This is a genomic window from Chromobacterium subtsugae (assembly GCF_001676875.1).
GTDB classification, from domain to species: domain Bacteria; phylum Pseudomonadota; class Gammaproteobacteria; order Burkholderiales; family Chromobacteriaceae; genus Chromobacterium; species Chromobacterium subtsugae.
Map to the genome: position 1 here is coordinate 23,225 of NZ_JYKA01000009.1, position 24,071 is coordinate 47,295.

14 protein-coding genes are annotated in these 24,071 nt (G+C 67.4%); 7 read left to right on the forward strand and 7 right to left on the reverse strand.

The window, feature by feature from the left end; all coding sequences use genetic code 11:
• Positions 1-125 precede the first annotated feature (125 nt).
• Entirely contained in the window at positions 126-2,234 is a 2,109-nt protein-coding gene (locus MY55_RS12935) for a multicopper oxidase family protein (protein WP_065202467.1), read from the reverse strand.
• A 439-nt stretch (positions 2,235-2,673) separates the two neighbouring features.
• On the opposite strand from MY55_RS12935, the gene MY55_RS12940 reads away from it, so the two are divergent.
• The 7 genes from MY55_RS12940 to MY55_RS12970 all read left to right on the forward strand — a co-directional run bounded on the left by MY55_RS12940 (position 2,674) and on the right by MY55_RS12970 (position 9,237).
• Entirely contained in the window at positions 2,674-4,137 is a 1,464-nt protein-coding gene (locus MY55_RS12940) for a tyrosinase family protein (protein ID WP_157889304.1), read from the forward strand.
• A complete protein-coding gene (locus tag MY55_RS12945) occupies positions 4,137-4,955 on the forward strand; it encodes a copper chaperone (RefSeq protein ID WP_157889305.1) in 819 nt (272 codons plus the stop codon). The genes MY55_RS12940 and MY55_RS12945 overlap by 1 nt, the downstream gene beginning before the upstream one ends.
• A 63-nt stretch (positions 4,956-5,018) precedes the next feature.
• Positions 5,019-5,441, forward strand: coding sequence for an SRPBCC family protein (locus tag MY55_RS12950; protein ID WP_065202470.1), 423 nt, complete (start codon positions 5,019-5,021; stop codon positions 5,439-5,441).
• Between the two features lie 30 nt (positions 5,442-5,471).
• Positions 5,472-5,990 (forward strand): acylphosphatase, encoded by a 519-nt coding sequence (locus tag MY55_RS12955; protein ID WP_065202471.1) that lies wholly within the window; start codon positions 5,472-5,474, stop codon positions 5,988-5,990.
• Positions 5,991-6,071: 81 nt separating this feature from the next.
• Positions 6,072-6,914, forward strand: a complete 843-nt coding sequence (locus tag MY55_RS12960; protein ID WP_065202472.1) for an alpha/beta hydrolase — start codon at positions 6,072-6,074, stop codon at positions 6,912-6,914.
• 156 nt (positions 6,915-7,070) lie between these two features.
• Positions 7,071-8,216: a DJ-1/PfpI family protein gene (locus tag MY55_RS12965; protein WP_076098126.1), complete on the forward strand. Its 1,146-nt coding sequence runs from the start codon at positions 7,071-7,073 to the stop codon at positions 8,214-8,216.
• 10 nt (positions 8,217-8,226) lie between these two features.
• Positions 8,227-9,237 carry a GlxA family transcriptional regulator gene (locus MY55_RS12970; protein ID WP_065202473.1) on the forward strand — a complete coding sequence of 337 codons (1,011 nt, stop codon included), beginning with the start codon at positions 8,227-8,229 and terminating at the stop codon, positions 9,235-9,237.
• Between the two features lie 24 nt (positions 9,238-9,261).
• On the opposite strand, the gene MY55_RS12975 is transcribed toward MY55_RS12970, so the two are convergent.
• From MY55_RS12975 to MY55_RS13000, 6 genes are read right to left on the reverse strand one after another with little or no spacing between them, the layout of a single operon-like run.
• Complete coding sequence (locus tag MY55_RS12975) at positions 9,262-10,113, reverse strand: 3-hydroxyacyl-CoA dehydrogenase family protein (protein ID WP_065202503.1); 852 nt, start codon at positions 10,111-10,113, stop codon at positions 9,262-9,264.
• A gap of 46 nt (positions 10,114-10,159) precedes the next feature.
• Complete coding sequence (locus tag MY55_RS12980; RefSeq protein ID WP_047243946.1) at positions 10,160-10,888, reverse strand: GNAT family N-acetyltransferase; 729 nt, start codon at positions 10,886-10,888, stop codon at positions 10,160-10,162.
• Positions 10,889-10,894: 6 nt separating this feature from the next.
• Complete coding sequence (locus MY55_RS12985; protein WP_053006684.1) at positions 10,895-11,716, reverse strand: thioesterase II family protein; 822 nt, start codon at positions 11,714-11,716, stop codon at positions 10,895-10,897.
• On the reverse strand, positions 11,709-12,806 hold the full coding sequence (locus MY55_RS12990) for a cupin domain-containing protein (protein ID WP_047236863.1): 1,098 nt from the start codon (positions 12,804-12,806) through the stop codon (positions 11,709-11,711). The genes MY55_RS12985 and MY55_RS12990 overlap by 8 nt, the downstream gene beginning before the upstream one ends.
• A gap of 13 nt (positions 12,807-12,819) precedes the next feature.
• A complete protein-coding gene (locus tag MY55_RS12995; RefSeq protein WP_065202474.1) occupies positions 12,820-17,712 on the reverse strand; it encodes a beta-ketoacyl synthase N-terminal-like domain-containing protein in 4,893 nt (1,630 codons plus the stop codon).
• A 22-nt stretch (positions 17,713-17,734) separates the two neighbouring features.
• Positions 17,735-24,067, reverse strand: coding sequence for an AMP-binding protein (locus tag MY55_RS13000; protein WP_065202475.1), 6,333 nt, complete (start codon positions 24,065-24,067; stop codon positions 17,735-17,737).
• Positions 24,068-24,071: the final 4 nt, after the last annotated feature.

Genomic DNA, 24,071 nt, shown 5'->3' on the forward strand with positions numbered 1-24,071 from the left:
TGGCACAGCGCGCAACTGGGCGGAGCTGCATGACTCCCCGAGTCGTCAGCTGGAAACTCCCCGGCAACGTTGCCACGGCCCCGCCAACCTGGCCCGGCGACGGGCCAGGCAAAGCCACGGATGCTTCAATGATGCCCGCTGGTCGGATTGCCCTTTTCGTCCGGCAGCGCGATGCGCACGTTCTGCATCATGCCCTGGTCCTCATGGTCCAGGATGTGGCAGTGCAGGACGAAATCGCCGATGTAGCGCTCGTAGCGGGTGCGCACGATGAAGGTGTACTTGCCCGTATCCTTGTTCAGACTGGAATTAGGATCGCCGGAGTAGAGGTTCTTGATCCACAAGGTATCCTTCCACATCCCCTTCATGCCGCGGTACTGCTCATCGTCCTCATCGGCGCCCGGCACCCCTTGGGGATCGCTGACATCCCGGCCTTTGTTATCCAGAATTTTGACTATCTGGAACGGATTGACGTGGATATGAAAAGGGTGGCTGACAAAGTCCGATGTCAGCGTCCATTCATCCACGCCTCCAAGCGGCAATACGCGATCCATCCGCGATCCATCGTAAGGTTTGCCGTCTACTTGATAAAACGACGCCCCCGGCACCGAAGTGGTATCGATATTGAACGCCAGCCTCTGGCGACCGGTCACCTCATTCGCCAGGATATCCGCGTGGGGCACGAAGCGGGTCAGCTTTATGTCCCGCTCCAGATCCGCCACAACCAGCTTAGCTACCGCGCTCGGATAGTTTCTGCGCGCCGCCTTGATCAACTGCGCTTTCACATGGCGCTCAATCGCGGCGGGCGAGCCATCCATATTGCCTGCGGCAGCCGGCTTGACATGAACGATGCCCAGCAAACGCGTATAGGGCGTCACCCGGTCCACGTTGGAACTTTGCACTCGGTTGATCAGACAGTAATCCCCCGACTTCGGGAAAACCATCAACGCATCCCAACGATAGCCTGGCTGGAAAACCACCCGCGTTTTCTGCATCGCCTGCCCTAAAGTGAGGCCATCCGCCGCCACCAGGGTGAGCGGCAGCGGATCGCCCGTGCACTCTTGCGCGACATAGTCCTGGCTCTTCTCCGCCGTCAGGCCGGCAAGCGTCCTGGCCGGATGCGGCCGGCGCAGGCGGAGCTCCAGCGCGATGGTATCGCGCACTCCGCCATGGATCATGCGCCAGCGCTGCACCTGGCCCACGGTGGCATCCGGCAGTTTTCCCATGACCATGCCATTGATGCTGGTATAACGACCGGACTTTTCCCACTGGCCGGGACCGAATAAATCATAGCCGTCGATTTTGCCGACATCGCCCGCATCGCATCGATAACGCTTGTCCGGATAGGTTTTGACCTTGCCGTCTTGATCGCGGCACGCGTACTGGATTTGCTGGAACACCAGCGTGCGTTCCTGGAACGCCCCACCCTTGACAGGCTTCAACAGGGTATCCAGATCGCCGTGGCCATTTTCGCCCCCGCCGGCCTGAGGCTGCCTATCGCCGCGGATGATCAAGGCGCCGGCCATGCCGCTGGAGACCTGCAGCGCGGTAGAGCCATGCACATGCGTGTGATACCAGTAAGTGCCCGCCGGGTGCTCCTGCGGGATGTTGTATTCGTACTGGAAGGCAACGCCAGGTTGAATGTTAATCATCACGTTGTCGCTGTTGCCTGCCGGGTTCACCCACAAGCCGTGCGTGTGCAGATTGCTGCCGTTGAAGCAGTGCGGCGTGTTGGCGCTGCCGCCTTGCGATACGCAGCTGGGATCGTCAGGCAGATTGTTATGCAACGTGACCCGCACCGTCTGGCCCGGTCTGGCTTCAATCCTGGGCGCGACAAACTGCGGCGTCTCGGCTGCGTCGTTGCGCTGCGGGCAGCTTTTCTTATCCGGATCGCACCACTGGCGATAGCCGCGCAATCGCACATGGTCCTCGCCTTGCTCCGCCGACGGATTGCGCATGACGCCGTCCAGATAGCGGATTTCCAAGTCCATATTGACCGTTTGCCGCGGCCGGGACGGCCGATCGGGCTGAACTGGCAGCGCCATGAAGTTTTGCAACTGCAAAGGCCCATGCTTGGGCTTGGCCGCCGCCTCACTGGAGGGCGACAACAAGGGCGGCTGCGAGGGTATCGCCGGCAATTCCTCCGCCGCCGCGCATACTCCCCAGCTTAACAACGCCGCGCCTTGCGCCGCGGCAAACAGCCGGGCGAAGGCCGGCTTGAACCCTTGATATCGCATTCACATCTCCTTGGCTGATATCGGCGAAACCTTGCATAGCGCTATCCGTCGTTCATCGATTGACTCGCCATGAAGTTCGCCGCCATTCGTAATGAGCAGCAAATTCACTCATAACAATGCGCCAAAAGAAATGCCAAAAGCATTACACCCCTGTCCCTTAGGACAGGTCATCAGCGGCGAGAACACGCGCATTGCCCAGGAAAAGTGCCCGTCAAGCAAGGCTGGCGGGAGGGATAGCTCAATTGCAACACTGAAAAGTATTTAAATTACATATTGCATATTCAATGCCAAAACCCTACAACGCATCTGCAATATTTGTTTTCCATAACTTAAACAAAACAAAGGAAATGAGATGACGTATGAGCGCAAGAGCGTGATGCAATTGGACGGCGTCTGGAACGACACCATGCTGTGGTATGCCAAAGCCGTCCGCGAGATGATGCGCCGCCCGATCACGGATCCGACCAGCTGGCGCTTTCAAGCCGCCATGCATGGCTTCGACCGCGCCTTATGGGAGGATGCCGGCTATCTGGAGCCCGACGAAAAGCTTCCGCACCAAACCCATTGGAACCAGTGCCAACATCAAAGCTGGTATTTCCTGCCCTGGCATCGCGGCTACATCGCGGCCTTTGAAGCCATCGTCCGCGATGCCATCGTCAAGCTAGGTGGGCCGGCCGACTGGGCGCTGCCGTACTGGAACTACAGCGACGACGACAACGATTTCACCCGGATGCTGCCGCAGTGTTTCAGCCAGCGCACGCTGCCGGATGGGGCGCCCAATCCGCTTTGGGTAGAGCGCCGGTACGGAGAATATACCGTTGAGGGACGCATCGTTCTGCGCCGCGACCTGGTGAATCTGCAAGCCTTGGATGACGCGATGTTCACCAGCCCCAGCGGAAAAGAGTCTGTGCTCAGCGGATTCGGCGGACCGTGCTCCAAATTCCGCCATAGCCGGCGCGGCTGGAGCGGCGGGCTGGAAAACAAGCCTCACAACGGAGTGCACAACGCCATCGGCGGCACCAACCCCGCCAATAACCATATCGCCGGTTTGATGAGTTCCCCCATCACCGCGGCCCTGGACCCCGTATTCTGGATCCACCATGCGAACATCGACCGCTTATGGCAAGTCTGGCTGGACATGAAAGACCGCGGCCACCATAACCCCGAAGACGACAACTGGCTGTATGGCCCGCCGCAAAAATCCGATCATAAAACCTTCGTGATGTACCAGCCGGATGGCAGCCACTATCTGTTCGCCCCCCATGACATGGTCGACCTGGCATCGCCCCGCCTGGACTACACCTACCAGAAATCCCACGATCCCATTCCCCCGGACAGGCTGCAGCGGCGCAGCAAGCAGTTGCGCGTCCGCGCAAGCCAGCTTGAATCGACCCAAGCAAACGCAGCGGCGTCGGTCGAATTGCTGGGCGCCAGCCAAACGGAACTGCAGTTGTCCGGGCAATCGCACCAGGCTACCGTCCGGATCGACCCGCCAAGCCATGCCAAAATGGCGCAATCCTACTTGGCTTTGGAGCAAGTTTCTGGACAAGCGTTGACGCAAGACGAGCCTGACCGCGCCTTCCTGCGACTGGATGGCATCCGCACCCGGCGCAGCGATGTATTGCTGCGTGTCTTCCTCGAGCATCCGGTCGACGGCAGCCATCTGCAAGTCGGCGTGTTCTCGTTGTTCGGCGCCAATGCCGCGGCTCACGACGCGGCTGACCACGGCGATGACGGGGTCAGCGAAGTTTTCGAAATCACCGACGCCATCGATCAATGGCATCTGGACGGCCATGCCGACCTGGCAGAGCTGCGCGTGCATATCGAAAGCAACCGCCCGCTGTCCGCCGCGGAAGATGTCCGCATCGAACACATCCGGCTCTACCGGCTGGGCGGCAATTGATGGCAAGAATGCTGCCGGACTCTCTGTTCCGCCTGCCCTGGCCGGCTCGGCTGGCCATGGCGGCCGGCTGGCTGGGCTTGCTGTGGCGGCCGCGCGGCATGGCGGACCCCGGCTTGTGCTTTTCCAGCCCAAGCCCCGGCGCGGGCTGGCTCAGCCTGCGCGCCGCCTGGGAATTCAACTCCGCCACCGCGCTGGCGGCATCCTGGCTTTGCATGCTGTTGGCCATGATGCCGCCCTTGCTCGGCGATGCCATGGATTGGCTGAAAAGCCGGACGCTGTCCCGCCACCTCCAGCCAGCCCGCGCCGTTTTTCTATCCGCCTATCTCGCCGCATGGATGGCGGCCGGCGCGGCGATCTGCGCATTGGCGATGTTGTTGCAAGCCTTTTCTCCCGCCGGTGGCCCGCTTTTCCTTGCAGCTGCGGCGACACTGGCATGGCAGGCGTCGCCAGCCAAACGTCTCAGTCTGGCCCAATGCCACCGCCCGCCGCCACTCGCCACTTTCGGCATCCGCGCGTATGCCAGTTGGACGCACTATGGCTTCCGCCATGGATTTTGGTGCGTGGCTTCGTGTTGGACGTGGATGCTGTTGCCCATGACCCACGCCTACCTCCACTGGCCGTTGATGCTGTTCGCCGCGCTTTTTGTCTGGCGCGAAAGGCTGGCTCCGCTCCCCGCGCCGGGCTGGCGCTGGCCACTGGCGTTAAGGCCGCGCCGCGCCGCCGCCATTCCGCGCCTGAGTCAGCTGCAGCCGCCCGATCCGAAACCCTTTCCTCGGGAAGATCAGCGGATGTCGCCTCCGCGCCCCGCCCTGCGTTAGTATGCCGAGGTATCGCCGCGCGGCGGGCGTCCGCCGCGCGCATCCATCCAGGAGGAGCAAACGATGAGCCTCTTCTCCGCTTCGCGCGAAATCGCCGCCGGCGTGGACCAGGTATTCGCCGCCATCAGCGCGCCGGAACGGCTGGCGCGCTGGTGGGGCCCGGACGGGTTCAGCAACCGTTTCGAGACATGCGACTTCCGGCCCGGCGGCCGCTGGGTTTTCACCATGCACGGCCCGGACGGCAAGCATTACCCCAATGAAAACGTGTTCGTGGAAATCGATGCGCCGCGCAAAGTGGTGGTGGAGCACGTCGGCCAGCCGAAATACCGGCTGACGCTGACCCTGACGCCCACGCCGGCCGGCACGCGGGTGAACTGGGCGCAGCAGTTTGAAAGCGCGGAGCTGGCCGAACGCATGGCGCCCATAGTCATCCCCGCCAACGAGCAAAACCTGGACCGGCTCCAGGCCGAAGTTCTGCGTTCCTGATCCCCCTCACCCCCGCCATAGGAAACCGATATGAAGCTCATCGCCCGCGCCCTTGTTCCTTCCCTGCTCCTGGCCGCCCTTGCCGGCTCCGCCCAGGCCGCGCCATTGCAGGCCATAGACGGCACCGCCAGCGGCAAGGTGCAAAAAGTGGGCTTTCGCGCGATGATCCTCAAGCAGGCCATCCAAGACAATCTGGCCGGCAGCGCGAAAAACACCGATGCCGGCACCGTCCTGTTCAGCCTGCAAGGCAAGGACAGCCGGCTGCAGGACGCGCTGAAACGCATAGCGCAAGGCACGGCCAAATCGGCGGACGTGAAGATTGCCACCACGGACGGCAAGCCGGTTCCCGGCCTGCGCTCCTTCACGGTGGTGGGCTGGACCTCCACCAGCCGCGGCATCAGCAAGCCCTACAACCTGGTGTTCACGCTGCGCGACGACGACAAGAAAGTGTCGAAAAAAGAAGCGAAGCGCGAGTTCTACCATATTCTGCAAACCACGCTGGACCCGCAGGACTGGCAAAAAGCCGAAGCCGGCTGCCAGGGCAACTAAGCGGATGCGGCTCCGCTATCTGAACACTTCGGTCCCCGGCCTTCGGGCAAACGGAACGCCTCGGCGCACGAAAGCCGCGCCATGAAAGCGCCGTATCGCAAGGGTATCCGCATCGCCGCGCTGCTGGCCTTGCTTTGGCTGGGATGGCAGGTGGCGCAGCGGCTGGTGATCCTACAGCCCTCGCGACAGGTAAGCGTCACCCCGCGCGACTACGGCGTGCCGTTCAGCGAAAGCTGGCTGGATGCGCCAGCCGGCGGCGCCACCCGCGCCGGCCGGGTGCATGTCTGGTGGCTGCCCGCTCCCAGCGCCGCGGCGCCGGCGGTGCTGTATCTGCACGGCAATGAAAGCACGCTGTCCACCGACATCGGGCTGATCCTCAGCCTGCGCCAGGCCGGCTTCGCGGTGATGGCGATAGACTACCGCGGCTACGGCCAGGGCGCGCTGCGCCTGCCCAGCGAAACCTCGGTCTATATCGACGCCCGGCTGGCCTGGGCCCACTTCCTGTCGCAAACGCCGCAGGCCTCGCGCCGCCTGCTGTACGGCCATTCTATGGGCAGCGCCATCGCGATAGAACTGGCGCGCGAAGCGCCGCGCCTGGATGCGCTGGTGGTGGACGGCGCCTTCACCTCCGCCGCCGACGTCGCCCGCTACATGACTTCGGACTGGCTGCCGTTCTCCCGCCTGCTGCGCCAGCAGTTTCTGTCCCAAGACAAGATAGAAGAACTGAAAATGCCGCAGTTGTTCATCCACTGCACGGCGGACGAGGTCATTCCGGTGGCGCTGGGCATGCGCCTGTACGGCCTGAGCACCGCGCCCAAGCGGCAGCTGCTGATCGAGGGCGGCGACCACGACCATTGCTACCGCGCCGCGCCCGAACGCTGGCGCAAGGCGCTGCGGCAAATCGGCGGGCTGGAGGCGGGCTGAACTCGCTCTCCAGCAGCCGGCGGCAAGCCACCGCGCACCTTGGCCTGCGACCCGCCGAACGTGACCATCCACTGGCAGGAATTGACAGCTTAATGTCATTCCTGTCTGATCCTCCGGCATCGATAATGCAAATGTTATCGATCCGGAGAATCCGACATGTCCACTCCCGCCCCCCGTTCCGGCCTCGGCGCATGGGTTGCCGCCCTTGCCCTGCTAGGCGGCTGCGCGTCCGCGCCGCAGGCTTCAAACGGTTTCGCCGACGCGGACGGCAAGCTGCCGTCCTATCAGCCCCGCCCTGGACATGAGCGGCCGCTGATCGCGGTTTTCGGCGAAAACAGCGGCACGGAACTCAGCGATTTCACGGTGCCTTACGGCGTGCTGTCCGAATCCGGCGCCGCCGACGTGGTGGCGGTATCCACGCGGCCGGGGCCGATCGCCACCTTCACCGACATGGGCAAGCCCGGTTTCCGCATCTTGGGGCAGGCGACGCTGGCGGCATTCGACGCCAGCCACCCGGACGGCGCCGACTACGTCATCGTCCCGGCCCTGCGCGAAACGCCGGAAGCGCTCAGTTGGCTGGCGCTTCAGGCCGGCAAGGGCGCAACCCTGGTCAGCATCTGCAACGGCGGCATGGTCGTGGCCGATACCGGCCTGATGGCCGGCAGGCGCGCCACCGCGCATTGGTCCACCGAGGCGCACCGGCTGGAGCATCACGCCGCCGTGCGCTGGGTGAGAAACGCGCGCTATGTGGCCGACGGCAACTGGATTTCGACCGCCGGCGTCAGCGCCGCCCTGCCCGCCTCGCTGGCGCTGGTGGAAGCCATCGCCGGAACGGAGCGCGCGCAGGCCCTGGCGCGCCAGCTGGGAAGCGGCGGCTGGAGCGCCAGGCACGACAGCGACGCATTCCATCCCCAGCCCGGCGTGAATCTGCTGCCGCTGGCCCAGGTGGCCTATCTCAATCGCTGGCTGCACGCGGGCGATGCCTACGCGCTGCCCGCCGCCGACGGCGCGGACGAAACCACCCTGGCGCTGACGCTGGACGCGTATTCGTCCACCGGCCGCAGCCGCGCCTACCTGACGGCGGCGGCCGACACCCCGCTGCGCACGCGGCATGGCCTCTTCGTTTTGCCCGACCGCGTCCAGGGCGCGGCCGACGCTCCCGCCAGCGCCCTGCCCGCCATCGACGGACTACCGCCGGGCCAGGCGCTGGACCGGGCGCTGGACGGCATCGCCGCGCGCTATGGCCGCGCCACCGCGCGCGGCGTCGCGCTGGTATTCGAGTACCCCGACTTTCAGGAGTGAGCTGCCAACCATGATCCATCCGCCCACCTCTTTGCGCGTTGTCGTGCTGGCGCACGACGATATGAATCTGCTCGATCTGACCGGGCCGGTGCAAACGCTGTTCACCGCCAGCCGGCGCCGCGGCGACGGCCCGCCCTTGTACGAGGTGATAACCGCTTCCGAGCACGGCGGCCTGATCGCCACCAGCTCCGGCCTCCAGGTGATGACGACGGCGCTGGCCGCGCTGGACGACATGCCTATCGACACCTTGATCGCGCCCGGCGGCTGCAAGGGCCGGGAATACCGGGCGTCTCCCGGGCTGGTCGAATGGGTGCGCCTGCGCGCCGGCTCGGCGCGGCGGCTGTGCTCGGTGTGCACCGGCGCCTTTTTGCTCGCCGAAGCGGGCTTGCTGGACGGGCGGCGGGTGGCCACGCATTGGGAATGGGCCGGACGCCTGCAGGAGCGGCATCCGGCGCTGCGCGTCGATCCGGACAAGATCTTCATCCGCGACGGCTCGGTCTGGACCTCGGCCGGGGTGACGGCCGGCATCGACCTGACGCTGGCCTTGATAGAAGAGGACTACGGCCACCAGGCGGCGATAGAGACCGCGCGCCAGCTGGTGATGTTCATCAAGCGTTCCGGCGGCCAGTCGCAGTTCAGCGCGCCCTTCGCGGCCCAGGCGGCCGCCTGCGGCCGTTTCGCCGAACTGCACGCCTGGGTGGCGGCCAATCTTGCCGCGGACTTGCGGGTGGAACGCCTGGCCGCGGCCGCCGGCATGTCGCCGCGCACCTTCGCCCGCGTCTACGCCGCCCAAACCGGGCAGACGCCGGCCAAGATGGTGGAGGCCATCCGCCTGGAAGCCGCCTGCCGCTCCCTGGAGGAAACCGCCTTGCCGCTCAAACGCGTCGCCGCGCTGAGCGGCCATGTGGACGAACAGAACCTGCGGCGAGTGCTGTTGCGGCGGCTGGGCATCACGCCCAGCCAGTACCGCAGCCGCTTTTCCGCCCACGGCGCCCCCGCCCCGGCCGGCGACGCGCCCTGAGTCGCCAACCGGGGCGCCGCGCGCTCAGTAGGTGTAAAAGCCCTTGCCCGACTTGCGGCCCAGATGGCCGGCATCCACCATGCTCCGCATCAACGGGCATACCCGGTATTTCGAATCCTGGAATACCTGGTAGAGCACGTCCAGCGAGTTCACCACCGTGTCGACGCCGATCAGATCGGCGGTTTCCAGCGGACCCATCTTGTGGCCGAAGCACTCCCTGAAAATGGCGTCCACATCGGCCGGACGGGCGATGCCGTCCTGGATGGAAAACGCCGCCTCGTTCATGAACAGATGGGAAATCCGGTTGGAGACGAAACCGGGGCCGTCCTTCACCACCACTGATTTCTTGCCCAGCAGCGCCAGCATTTCCAGGCAGCGGTCCCGGGTTTGCTCGGTGGTGTTGAGGCCGACGATGACCTCGACGGTGTGCTTCATGTAAACCGGGTTCATGAAGTGCACGCCTATCACCTGCTCCGGCGTCTTGTGGAAGGAGCCCAGCTTGGTGATGGGAATGCAGGAGGTGTTGGCGGCCAGCACCGCGTGGGGCGCGATGAAATCGGCCATGCGCTGGTACAGCGCCTGCTTCAGCTCGATGTTCTCCGGGATGTTTTCCACCACGAAGTCGCAGCCGGACAACGCCTCCAGTTCCGTCGACCAGGTGATGGCGGCCAGGATGTCATCCGGCTTCCGGCCCTTGGCCAGCGGGCTGAACAGGGGCGCGTAGCCGGCGGTTTCCCGCACCCGGGCCTGGCTCTGCTCGCAAGATGGCAAGTCTTTCTCTATCACCACCACGTCCTGGCCGCGCAGCGCGCAATCGAAAGCCAGGCTGGAGCCGATGTTGCCGCCGCCGACCACGGCCACTTTAAGCTTTGTCATAATCATGTCCTTATTGCTGTGTTTGAGAAGCGTGCGCAACGGCCGCTCATTCGGCGGCATCGGGGGAAATCACTTCCCACTTGCCGAACAGGCGCAAACCGGCCGCCTTGGCCAGCGCGACGGAAGCCTGGTTGTCCAGCTGGCAACGGTACTGCGGCTCATGGCCCTGCTCGCAAGCGTGCCGGCTGATGGCGCGCACCACTGCGCGGGCATGGCCGCGCGAGCGGAACGGCGGCAGCGTCAGCACGCCCAGATCGGCGACGCGGGCATTGCTCCACGGATACATGCTGGCGGCGCAGGTCAGCCGGCCTTGTTCGATGGCGCCGAACACCGCCCAGTGATCCAGCTCCACATAGGCGTCGTCCAGATCCTGCTCCGACGCGGACGCCTGGAACTCGGCGAACGCCGCTTCGTCCCGCTCCGTCAGCCGGCGCACCTCAAGCGCCGGGGCGTCATCGGCCAGCGCGGCCTTGTCCGCTTGCGGAAAATAGAAGATGTAATCCGCGCCGTGCAAAGCCAGGCCGGCATCGCGCAAGATGCGGCGCAGCTGCGGCTCGGACAACTGGGGCTGGCTGCGCAAGGCCAGCCTGTCGGCCAGCGCCGGCGTCATGACCGCCATCACGCGGCCTTCGGCGGTTTCCAGCACCATCAGCCGGCGATCCTCGCTCAGGCCCGGCTGGATCGCGACCGTGAAGTCGCCGTTGCGGCACAGCACTTCGCCGCCCAGAAAGGTTGTCAGCCAAAAATCGGCAATCGCTGGTGAAAATTCAGACATGTTTCTTTACTCGACTGGGTTATAGCCTGCGAGCGCGGGGGAATGCCGCTCGGCCGAATCGCCCGCCGGCGGATATTCCGCCAGTTCCCGGGCCCGTTCTTCAATCCACGGAATCACTTCCTCGCTGGCGAACAGGTAAAAGTGTCCGCCAGCGAAAATCTTTTGCCGCGCCGGCGCCGCAAACGCCCCGCGCCATCCGGCCAGGCGGGCCAGCGGCACGCGGCTGTCGGCGTCGCCGCCGGCCAGGTGAGCGTCGACATCCAGCGCCGGCTTGGGCAGGCGGGACAGGCTCGCCAGCAGCGCCAGGTCGTTGCGCATCACGCCTATCACATACTTTCTCATTTCGGGGTCGGCCAATACCTCCGGCGGCGTACCTTCGTATTGCTCCAGCAGTTGCAGAATGTCGGCGTCCGACAGCGCCTCGCCCGGCTGCGCGGCCATACTGTCCGGATCGACAAAGCCGCGGGCGGAAAGAACCAGCCCAAGCTTCAGCCGCGGCGCGCGCCGCCGCAGCCGGTGCGCCAGCTGATAGGCAAGCTCGCCGCCCAGGCTGTGGCCGAACAGCAGCAGCGGCTTGCGCCGTCCCAGCTGCAGCCGCTCGATCGCGGCGAGCGCCTCCTCCAGCGTCCGCTCGGCATCCGCCTGGAACGGTTCCATGAAGCGCCCGCCTCTGCCCGCCAATTCCAGGCAGAACGCCTCTATCGATCCGGACAACTGCTGCGCCAGTTGCAAGTAGGGATAGCTGGAGCCGCCGGCGTGATGCAGGAACAGCAATTGCACCGCCGCGTCGGGCCGGCTCCGGGCCAAGGACAATATGGCGTCAGACAAGATGAGGCTCCCTGCTGGCGGCGCGCGGCGTGGCGCCGCGATACACGCGCTCGAACGCCGGCGCCGCGGAGATGGGCGCGCCGGCGATCCAGCCCGGGCCGCGTTCGCTCTTGAAGCGCAGGTAGTCCGGATATTCCGCATCGGTGACGAAGTTGTACGTCAGCGAAATGCTGGGCGACAGCGTATGCACCTCATGCGTCAGCCCCTTGGGAATCAGCATGATCTCGCCCGGCCCCAGGTCGAAGCGCCAGATGCGGTCCGCCTGGCCGCCCAGGCCGCGCCCGGCGGCGGACGGCGCGCGAGTGGCGCGGCCCTCGGCCGCGCTGCGGGCCGCGTCCTCCAGCGATGCGGAAAAAATCCAGCCGGCCTTATGGCCCGCCGCCTGGCACAACACCGCGTTGCTGCGCATGCCGTCCACATGCAGCCGGGTGCACGCGCCCGGCGCGGAGAAATACAGCCCCCAGTCCTGGCACATCCGCAGATTGGGCCGCAGCTCCCCCGCCTGCACCCAGGGAATCCGGTAGCCGCCGGCCGGCAGGAAATAAGGCCTGCGCCAATGGTCGCGGATGCGCTGGAACGCCAGAAAGCTGAACGAGCGGGTGCGCACCAGGTGGCCGAAGCCCCAGGTGAACAGCAGGTGCTTGAAAAACGAATCATAGGTGTAGCGCAGGTAATCCAGGTCGCGCCCCGCCTCGCCCAATTCCACGGCCGGCAGCGAGGCGATGCCGCGCAGATAGGCGTGCAGTTCCACCTCGCTCCTGGGCTTGAAGCCGGCGTCCTGCAGCCGCACCGGCATATCGCCGAACTCGCGGCAGAAGTAGTCGAAGCCCCAGATATCCCGCGCCGGCCAATCGCGCAAACCGTCGCTGACGATGACCGGCTCGTTGCGCATCAGGTAGCGCTCGGCGAAGTCGGCGGCGGAAATATCCGCCACCCGCGCCACATCGCGGTAGTCGGCCGCCCGCAAGCGCTCCGCCGCGTCGCCGTGCGCCGGCTGCGCCGGCCACTTGCGGCGGTAGATGCTCGCCTCTTCGTAGGCCCATTGCCCGACATCGCCCAGCGCATTCCATGCATTGCCGAAAAAACCCATTTTCCGCCCCTTCTCAAAAATCGAATTCCAGATCCACGTCGCGCTGATCCGCCTGGCTGGACGCCCCCGCGACCGCTGGCGCGTCCAGGCCCGGCAGCAGGCTGCCCACTTCCGCCTCGGGATCCGCCAGCACTGCGTCTATCAAGCCGAAGTAGTAATCGAACAAAGCGGCGATGGTGGACTCAGCGAACAGGCGCTCGCGGTACTGGATCGTGCAATCGAAAGCCTCGCCGGTTTCGGACACCTCTACCGCCAGATCGAATTTGGCGGTGTCCGACGCCAGCTCCAGCCGGACGAAATCGCCGCCGCTCTCTTCGGCGCCGTTCAGGCTGAAAGGCAGATAGCCGAACACCACGTCGAACAGCGGATGCCTGCCCTGGCGCCCCTGGCAGTAGTCTTCGCCGCTCAAATCATCCAGCAGCGCGCTCATCGGATAGCCTTGGTGCGGCGCGCTCTCCAACCATTGGGCATTCAGATCCAGCAGGTATTCCGCCACCGGGAAATCCGGTTCCGGCTCGATCTTCATCGCCCGCATATTGACCAGATACCCCACCAGCGCCAGCTCCTGCGCCTGCGCCCGCCCGGTCACAGGCACGCCCAGCAGGAAGGATTCGGCATGGGCGATCTTGCTCATCAGCACGCCGAAAGCGCCGAGGAAGAAGCTGAACGTGGAGACGCCCAGCTCGCCGCACAGGCGCTTTACCGCCTCGCTGGCCGGCGCAGACAGACTGCGGACCCGCGTCGCCCCCTGATGGCCGTCGCGGCTGTCATGCCCATCCAGCGTCGGCAGCGCCAGCGGCGCCGGCAAGGGCAGCAGATTGCCCAGCCAGTAGGCCTTGTCCTTGCGCGTCTGCTCCGCGTTTTCCGCGCTCTGCCGCTGGCGGCGGTAGGCAGCGAAACTGTATTCCGGCGCCGGCAGATCGCGCCCGGCGAGCAGGTTTTGGAAATCGTCGGCCAGGATGCCCAGCGACACCGCGTCGCATACGATGTGATGCACCACGATCAGCACCTGGTGCGGCTGCCCGGCCCCCTTGGCCGCCACCATCATGGCGCGCATCGGCAGTTCCGCGTGCAGATCGAAGGGCTGGCCGGCGAACGCTTCCAGCCGGGCGCGGTCCTCGTCCGTTTCCGCCGCGGCCTCGAACGTCCGCAGCCCCACGCGGGCGTCGAGCTGCGGCAGCATCAGCAGATCGGCGCCCCGCCGCTCGAACAGGCACTTCAGCACCGGGTGCCTGTCGGCCACCCGCTCGATGGCGTCGGCGATGGCGTCCGCGCCGTATGCGCCCGGACACTGGAACGCCACCGGCATGTTGTAGCTGGCGTCGCGGAACGTGGTCTGGTGGATGTACAGCAGCTCCTGGTCGGCGCTGGCGACAATCGGCGCCGCCGGGTCGACCGCCGGCAGCCCGGCATCTTCGGCCGCCGACTCCAGCAGGCATTGGCGTTCGATCTCGCGAATGGTGGGCTGGGCGAAGAAGTCCTGTATCGCGATCCGCTTGCCAAGCTTCTTGTACACTTTCTCCGCCATCACGATGGTCTTCAGGCTATCGCCGCCCAATTCCATGAAACGGTCGTCCGCGCCCACGCCTTCCACGCCGAGAATCCCGCTCCAGATGGCGGCGATGTCGCGCTGCATCGCGGTTTCCGGCGCCAGGTAAGCCGTGGCCAGCGCCTCCGGCCTTGGCTTCAGCCTGACGCCGACGACGGCCGCCTGCTCGCGGCCGCCGGCCGCCGCGCGCCGCCCGCCCCAGGCATACAAGCGCTCAACGAAACGTCCGGCGGAGAAGATCTTCTGGTTTTCGCGGTCGTATTCGCGCAGGCTGCGCTCGAACCAGGCGGGAAATTCGGCGCCGGACAGCGCCTCTTCATTGGCCCCCCAAGCCTGCGCGTCGCCGCGGCCATCCGCGTCGAAATGCACGGTCTCCCAGTTCACCACCACCCAGCGCGGCGCGCCGGGACGGCGGTTCTGCACTTGTCCCCAGCCATCCAGGAACAGATTGGCGGCCGCGTACGGCGCATGGGCGATGCCGCCGAAGAACGCCGACATCGAAGACGTCGCGAAGCAGTAGCGCACCGGCACGATTTCGAACACCCGCGCCAGCGTCTGCGCCGCCCGGGCCTTGGGGCCCAGCTGCGCCAAGTAGGCGCCGGCGTCCAGTTGCGCCAGCGCGCGGAAGGAATCGCCGTCGGTGACGCCCGCCGCGTGGATCATCGCGAAGATATCGCCCAGGCGGCCGCGGATGGACTGGAACAGGGACAAGGCCTCGGCTTCGGATTCCAGCGCGTACGGGAATACCTCCACCGCCGCCGCGCCGGCCGCTTCCAATTCCCGGCGCAGACTCAGCATGGCCGGCGAATCGGCCGCTTGCCGGCTGATCAGCGCCAGCTTGCCGCGGAAGCGCCGGGCGATGGCCAGCGCCATCTCCCGGGCCATCCGGCCGCCGGCGCCGCTGATCGCATAGGTCTTGCCGGCGAAGTCGGCCTCGTCCAGCGTTTCGTTCTCTTCCGCATCCGGGCAGCGGAAGTCCTCAGCGAACAGGCCGTCCCCGGTCAAGCGCAGCGGGCCGGACATGGGCGCGCGCAACAGGGCGGCGAGCGCGGCCGGCTCGGGGTCGCGGATGCTCAAAAACGCGCAATCGATGCCGGGGATTTCCTGCGGCGCCACCAGCGCCAGCGACTTCAGCGCCGCGGCGGTCAAGACGTGCTCGGCGGCGGCCTCTCTCGCCTCGGGAACCAGCAGGTAGATATGCGCCGAGGCGAAAGCGGAGAAATCGGCCTCGGCCAGCGCCCTGCCCAGTCCGGCCAGCGCCTGGAGCGACGCCTCCGCGAAGGAGAAGCCGGCGGCGGGAAACGCCAATGTCAGGGACAGCGCCTGCGCCGGGTCCGCCGCGGCCGACAGCCGCGCCAGCGCCGCGCCGAGCTGTTCCGGGCACAGCAGGTTCAAGCTGACGGTTTCCACGCCGCCAGCCGCCGCCTGCGCGGCCAGGCCGTCCAGCGCGGAATCGGCCAGCAGCACCGCGCGGACGGCGGCGCCAGCCGCCGGCACTCTCACCGGTTTCCAGAACGGGGTCAGCATCCCCGGCGCGTTTCTCGACGCGTTGCGTCCCTCCGGCGCGGCGATGATGCCGGCGATCTGCGCCCAGGTACGGTCGGCGATGTGCCCGGCGCCATGTTCGTCGCGCGCGAAAACGTAGCCGGGCACGTCCAGCAAGGCGGGGCCGTCGAAACTGCCCAGCAATCCGGCCCCGGCCTCCTTGGTTTTGCCGGACAGCCAGTCGGCGATGGCCTCCCGCTTGCCGGACCAGCCGTCTTCCCGCTCAAACAGCGCCAATGGATCGGCATCGTCGTCCAGGGCCAGGTAGCGCTCGATCGCGCGCATCAGCGCGAAGCGGGAGTCCGCCGCCAGCATCGCCCGGCAAGGCAAGCCGCGGCGCTGCCCCAGCGTGTGGGACAAGGCCCGCAGGTCCAGGCCGGACTGCGACACCAGCCACTGCGACATCGCCTCCAGCTGCCGCCGCAAGGCCGGCCGGTTTCTGGCGGAAAACGGCAACAGGCAAACCTGCTCCGCGCCGTCGCCGCCCGGCGCCGGATGCGCAGGCAGATATTGCTGCAGCACCGCGTGCGCATTGGTGCCGCCGATGCCGAAGCTGCTGACGCCGCCGGTGCGCGGCCGGCCCGCGCGCGCCGGCCAGGGCTGCGCGCGGGTATTGACGTAAAAAGGCGAGCCGTCGAAGTCCAGCTGCGGATTGGGCCGCTGGAAATGCAGGGTCGGCGGGATCACGCCATGGCGGAGCGCCAGCACCATCTTGATGAAGCCGGCGACGCCGGCGGCCGAATCCAGATGGCCGATATTGCTTTTCACCGCGCCCAGCGCGCACTGGTTCGGCGCGCCGCCGCCGCCGAACGCTTGCTGCAGCGCCATGAATTCGATGCTGTCGCCCAGCGCCGTCGCCGTGCCATGGCATTCGATGAAGTCCAGATCGGCGGCCTCGACCTCAGCCACCTCCCAGGCGGCGCGGATCGCCTGCGCCTGCCCCTTGACGCTGGGCGCGGTGTAGCCGACCTTGCGGGCGCCGTCGTTGTTGATCGCCGACCCCTTCAGAATGGCCCAGATCGGGTCGTTGTCGGCGATGGCGTCGCCGGCCCGCCGCAGCACCACCGCGCCGAGGCCGCTGCCGAACACGCTGCCGCTGGCGTCGGCGTCGAAGGCGCGGGTTTTGCCGTCGCGGGAAAACAGCATGCCTTCCTGATAGGTATGGCCGTTCTGCTGCGGCAGGAGCAGGCTGGCGCCGCCAGCGACGGCGAAGTCGCACTCGCCGCACAGCAGGCTCTGCGCCGCCTGATGAATGCTCACCAGGCTGGTGGAACACGCCGTCTGCAAGGTGAAGCTCGGGCCTTCCAGCCCCAGCTTCCACGAAATCAAGGTGCTCATCGCATCCTTGTTGGACAACTGCGACGCCAGAAAGCCGCCGACATTCTCCACCTGGCCGGACAGCATCGCCTGCATGGTCCATTGCACCGTGCTGCGCGCCCCCAGGAACAGGCCGATATTGCGGCCGCGCCGCTCCGGGTCGACGCCGGCGTTTTCCAGCGCGTGCCAAACGCACTGCAGCATCAGGCGGGTTTGCGGGTCCATCAGCGCCGCTTCCGCCTGGCTGTAGCCGAAGAATTCCGCGTCGAAGCACTGCGCGTCGGGCAGCGCGCCGTTGACCGGCACGAAATCGCGGTTGCGGATCTTGGCCGGGTCGTGCCCGGCTTGCAGCAGCGCCTCCTCGCTGAAGCGGGTGGTGCAATCGATGCCCATCAGCAGATTGCGCCAGTACGCGTCGCAATTTTCCGCGCCGGGAAACCGGCCCGACAAGCCGATGACGGCGATATCCAGATCTTCTCTTATTTCTGCGCTCATGATTTTTTACCTTGTTAAGCTTTCAGGCAATGCCTTCGCGGATAGGGGTTCCGGCGCCGCGCGCCTCGGCCGCGCCGGCGTCCAGGCCGGGGAAGTCCGCGGCGGCCAGTCTGGCGAAAAAGCCGGCGTGGCCGCCGCGGACGCGGCGGATGGCGGCGCGCCCGTCCAGCGCCCCCTCCAGCGCGGCCACTTCCCGGCCATCGGCGTCGTCGGAGAAAAACAGCGTCGCGGCCAGGCCGCCGTCAAGCAGCGCAAGCGCCCGCGCCGTGAAGGTTCTGCCGCTCAGGAAACGGTGCTGCAGCCGGTAATGCAGCCACTCCCGGTGCAAGGCCGGAGACGCGGCGCGCAAGGCTTCCTCATCCGCCGCCGGGCCGGACAGCTGCCCCAGCTCGCTGAAGAAATCGCGGAAACCGGCGTACAGCGCCGGCCCGTCGAACACGCGGGTTTGCAGATTGGGGTCGAGGAACACCAGTCTGGCGACGCCCTGCGCGGCTTGCGGCTGTCTTTCCAGCAGCGCCGCCAGCATCTCCGCGCCCAGCGAGTAGCCGCCCAGCCACAGCGGACGGGCGAGATCGCCGGCATGCGGCCGCAATGCTTCCAGCAAAGCGCGCTCCAGTTCGGCCGGAGACAGCGCGTCGAGCGATGCATGCTCCAGCGTCAGCGCCGAAACCGTCACCCGTCCCGCCAGCCGGCCGGCCAGGGCCTGCAGCTCCACCAGCCCGCCCAGCGCCGGCGGCAGCAACAGCAGCCTGGGCGTCCCCGGCACGTCGGCGTTCAACCGGCGCTCGCGCACGATGGCGCCGGCGCCGCCGCCGGCGCGGCGCGCCTCGATCAACGCCCATTGCGCGCCTACCGTGGCGTTGCGGAACACGTCGACCGGACTGAAGTCGACGCCGAAGCGCGCCTCCAGCTGGCTGGCCAGCCGCACGGCGCTCAGCGACGAGCCCGACACCAGGAAGAAATCGGAATCCGCCGCCAGCGCGCCCTGGTATGCCAGGCAGTCTCGCCAGCAAGCGACCAGTTGGCGCATACCATCGTCCAGTGCCGCGTCCTGCCCCGCCGCCGCCGGCAGGCTTTCGCGCCAGGCATGGAACAGCGCCACGATCCTGGCCCGGTCCAGCTTGCCGATATCGGTGCGCGGCAGGCCGGCCACCGGAAAAATGGCGGATGGCAGGTGCGAGCGCGCGTAATGGCCCGCCAGGTGCCCGCGCAGGCCGGACAGACTGCTCGGCTCGCCCTCCACCGCCAGCACCAGGCACGCTTCCGGCGTGCCGGCGAACGCCACCGCGGCCCCCGCGGCGGCCACGCCCGGATATTGCCCGGCCCGGCTCTCCAGCTCGCCCAGCCCGATGAAGTTGCCGCGCACCTTGCAGCTGTCGTCCATGCGCCCCTTCAAATAGAACAGGCCGTCTCTGTCCGCCATCGCGCAATCGCCGGTGCGGAAGAAGCTGCCCTGCTCGTCGCGGCCGAACTTGGCCGCGCTCAGCGCCGGGTCGTCCAGATAGCCATGCCGTTCGAAATCGCCATAGATCGCCAGCTCGCCCCATTGGCCGGGGCGCAGCCGCCGGCCATCGGCGTCCAGCACCGCGAAGGCGACGTGCGCGAACGGCCTGCCTATCGGCAGCGTCGGCCCCGACGCCGCCGCCGCGCAATCCACCATGGCGGCGGCGATGCAGGTTTCCGTCGGACCGTAGCTGTTCCAGATCCGCATGCGGCCCAGCAGGCGGCCGATGTCGCCGGGCGCGAGGAAGTCCCCGCCGCTGATGCACACTTCCGGCAGCGGCTGCAGCCCCTCCATCCGGTTCCAGGCGGCCAGCAAGGCCGGCGCGGCGGAGATCACGTCGGGACGCCGGCTTGCCAGGAACGCCTGCGCCCGGCGCTCGTCCAGCAGGCTGTAGCGGTCCGCCACCACGCTGGCGCCGCCCAGCGCCCAGGCCAGCAGCACTTCCTCGAGGTAGCCGTCGAAACTGGGGGAAAACTGCTGCGTCACCCGCATGCCCGGCCGCAGCTTCAAGGTGTCGACCAGGGAGTCCAGATACTGGGCCGCAGTCGCGGCCGCGACGCAGATGCCCTTGGGCCGGCCGGTGGTGCCGGAGCTGTACAGTATCCAGGCGATGGGATTGTCGGCCCGGGCCTTCTCGCTGCGGAAAGCGCGCCAGTCGGCATCGGCCGGCGCCGGGGCATCGTCGGCGTCAAGCGCCAGATCCGGGGCCGCGTGGCGGATCACTTCGTCGATGCGCGCCTGCGGCGTGCCGCGCTCCAGCGCCAGATAGGTGGTGCGCGTCAGGAAGCAGGCCGCCAGGAACGCCTGCATCCGCCGCCCCGGCAAGCCGACCATCAGCGCGCGCCTGACCTCGCGGCGGTTCAGCCGCTGCGCGTAGGTGGCGACAAGGGCGGAGAAGCCGTCCCAAGAGAGCTCGCCCTCGTCGTCTATCACCGCCGGACGGCCGCCCAGCTCGGCGAAGCCGCGCAGCAGCAGATCATCGATCTGCGCGTAGGCGGCGCGCCGCCGCGCCGGCCGGAACGCCCGCGCGGCCGCGGCGGCGTCGGCCAGCATCTCGTCCAGCGGCAGTTCGGCGGGCGCGCGGCCCAAGGCCAGCGCCAGTGCCGCCCGATAGCTGGAGGCGATGGCGGCGACCCTTTCGCCGGCGAATACGGCAGGCTGGTACTCCAGCGCGAAGCCGCAGCCTTGCCCGCCATCGCTGACCGCCAGGCTGAGCGGCCCATGCGCCTCGATGGCCAAACCGGCCTCACCGGCGCCGTCCTCCTCATCCTCCGCATAGGCATAGGCGACGTTCAGCAGCGGATTGCTGCCGAAACGGCGCGGGTCCTCGTTCAACAAGGGGAACACTTCCTCCACCGGGAAAAACAGCTGCTCGGCCGCCCGCCATTGCTGGTCCGCCAGCGCCTTGACGTAGTCGGCGAAGGTTCCGCGCGGCTGCCCCAGGCGGAACGCGCAGGGCGCCAGCGACACGAACATGCCGACGGTGGCCTGGACCTGCCGCGGGCGCAGCGCGTTCGCCACCGAAATGGAAAAATCGCCGCTTCGCCCTTCGCGCGCCACCGCCAGGCCCCACAAGGCCAGGAAGAACACCGCCGGCGTCACGCTCAGCTGCGCGCACAGGCGCTTGACTTGCGCTTGCTCGGCCGCCGGCAGGCGCCAGCGGAGCGCGTCGCCGCGGTCGTCGCCCAGCGCCGCGCCATGGCCGAAAGGATCGAAATCCAGCCCGTTCAGGCAATCTTGCCAATAGTCTTGCGCCCGGCTCCACAGCGGATGCCGGCGCGCGCCGGCCAGCGCCGCCGCATAGCCGCGATAGCTCAGCTCCGCCGCCGGCGGCGCCTCTCCGCGGGACAGTTGCGCGAACTCGCGCTGCAGCTGCTCCAACGCCGGCTTGTCGACCAGAATGTGGTGGATTTGCAGGCGCAGCCGGGCCCGTTCCGTGCCCATCTCCAGCAGGCAGCCGCGCAGCAGCGGCCCCTGGTCCAGCGCGAAGGCCCGCGCGCTCGCCCGCTCCCAATCCTCGCCGGCGTCCAGCAATACCCGCTCTACCGGCAAGGCCGGCAAGATGTCGGCGCAGGGCTCGCCCCGGGCATCAAGCCGGTAGCGGGTGCGCAGGATGTCGTGCCGCGCCAGCAAGGCTTGCAGCGCCTGCCGCGCCGCGCTGGCGGACACTTCGCGGGCCAGCGGCATCTCCATCGCCAGCACATAGGCCATCGAATCCGGATGCAGCCGGTATTGCGCATACAGGCGGGCTTCCTGCGCGGACAGCGGCCCCGGCCCATCCGCCGCTGACGCCTCGGCGAGCAGGATGGAAAACGCGTCCGCGCCCGCGCCGCCGGCTTGCGCCGACTTGGCGTCGACCAGCTCCGCCAGCGCGGCTATCGTTTCGTGCTGGAAGAATTCGAGCAGGGACACCTCCAGGCCGAAGCGCTGCCTCAGCTCCGCCAGCACGCGCGCCGCCCGCAGCGAATGGCCGCCCAGCGCGAAAAAGCTCTTGTCCGCCGGCACCGCGTCCGCGTCCAGCTCCAGGTGGCGCGCCCAGCACGCTGCCAGCCACGTTTGGGTGGCGCCGAGCGGCCGCGCGGCGGCGCCGTTGCCGGCTTCGCTCAGCAGCCGCTTCAACTGCAGCCGGTCCAGCTTGCCGTTGCGGGTCTGCGGCAGCCGCGCGGCCAGCGCGATCTGCCCAGGCACCATATAGGCCGGCAAGCGGGCCAGCAAAGCCTCGCGGATGGCCCGCTCGTCCAGCCCGTCGTCCGCCGCCGCGACCAGCGCCGCCAGCCGCGCGTGCCCCAACCGGTCTTCCACGCCGATCACCGCGGCCTGGGCGACGCCCGGCAGCGCCAACAGGCTTTTCTCCACGGCGTCCAGCTCGACGCGGAAGCCGTTGACCTTCAGCTGGCGGTCGCGCCGCCCCAGCACTTCGATATCGCCGCCGGCGTCCCAGCAGCCCAGGTCGCCGCTGCGGTAAAAGCGGCCGCTCAGCCGCTCCGTCTCCAGTTCGATGAACGCCTTGGCGGTCAGGTCCGGACGGTTGAGATAGCCGGCGCCCACGCACACCCCGCCGATCAGCAACTCGCCCGCCACGCCGATGGGGCAAGGCTCCAGGGTGCCGGGAAACGCCACCACGCACCGGCAGCCGCGAATGGGCTTGCCGACGGTGATCTGCCGGATGCCGACCGCCATGCGCAGGCAGGTCGCGAATACGCCGGTTTCGCTGGGGCCGTACACATTGAACAGCTCGTAATTGTTTTGCCTATGGCTGCGCAGGCTTTCGCCGCCGAAGTACAGCTGGCTCAAGCCGGGGATGTCGCCCAGCGCCATCAACTCCTCCGCCAGCACCGTCGTGGCGAACGCCACATCGATGCGGTTTGCCGCGAGGAAGGCCGCGTATTTCTCCGCGTCGACGCGGACATCGTCCGGCACCAGCACCAGCACGACGTCTTGCGTCAGCGCCTCCACGCAATCCAGCAGGAAATAATCGAAAGTGTGGTTCGCCGCGGAGGCGACCCTGAGCCGGCCAGCCGGACTGAGCGCGCGCTTTTCCCGGCTCAGGTTGAGCAGCGCCCGATGCGTGTTGACGCTGCCCTTGGGCTTGCCCTCGCTGCCGGAGGTCATCACCACGCACAAGGCATCGTCGGGACTGGCGGCCTCGCCCATGTGCAGCCATTGCGCCAGCTGGGGCGCCGGCGCCGCGGCGGAGGCGTCCCAGCGCGGCAAGACCACCGTCTGGCAGCCGCGGGCATGGAAAAACGGCTCCCAATGGCGGCAATCGTCCGGCAGCAAGGCCACCTTGCTGCCATGCAAGGCGACGATGTCGGCCATCTGCTCGGCCGGCAATTCGTGCGACTGCAGGCAAAACGGCTTGCCTATGCGCATGCATGCCATCGCCGCCAACGCGAGCTCCAGGCTTTTCGGCCCGACGATCAGCACGCAATCGCCCATTTCCTGCCACTGCGGCCAAGCGGGGTCGCTCAGCAGCGCGGCGGAATAACGCTCCAGCTGGGCGAAGCTGACGCTGTCGCCGCCGCGCTCCAGAAACGTCGCGTCCGGCCTGTCGCGCAGCGCCGCGGCGATGGCCTGGGCCAGGTTGGGCCAGGCCAGCGGCCAGGCCGGCGCCTGGGCGGACAGCGCGTCGATGCGCTCCCTTTCCGCCTGCGGGATCCACGGCATCGCCGCAAGCGGCGCGCCCGGATCGAAGGCCATCGCCCCCAGCAGCAAGCTCAGGCGCTCCAGCAACAGCGACGCCAGCTCGGCATCCACGCGGCCGGCGTCGAAGCGCATGTGCAGCCGGGTCTGCGCCGGACTGGCCTGGACCCAGATGCCCAGCGCGCAAGCCGACAAATCCGCGCCCTCGAACGGCGAGCGCGTCTCCGAATAACCGATCAGCACCTGGGGCGGCGCGCCGCCCATTTCCGTCTGCGGCGGCAATCCGGCCGTCAGCGCGGCGGTCTGCTTCCACAGCGCCAACTCGGCGCCGAACAGGCTCTTGACCGGCTGCGCCAGCGTTTCCGCCGTCACCCGCCAGGCCGCCGGCAACTGGTGGGCGCCGGCCGCATCCGCGTCCAGCGACCAGGCCAGCACGCCTTCCTCCTCGCGGCAATGCAAATAGGCGAGCAGCTTGAGGCAGGCTGAGAACAGCGCTTGCCGATGCAGCGCCGACGCCGACGCCATGGCGAAAATCCGCTCGTTGAGCGCCGGCGCCAGCTCGACAGCCGCCGCCGACATCGCGCCGGATGCCGGCCGGGAGACCGCGAAGAACGGGCAGCCCCGGTATTCCGCGGCCGCCTGCCGCTGCGCATAGTCCTTGAGCGCCTGCTTCCGGGCGTTCAAGGCGATGGGATCATTAATCAGCATTTCC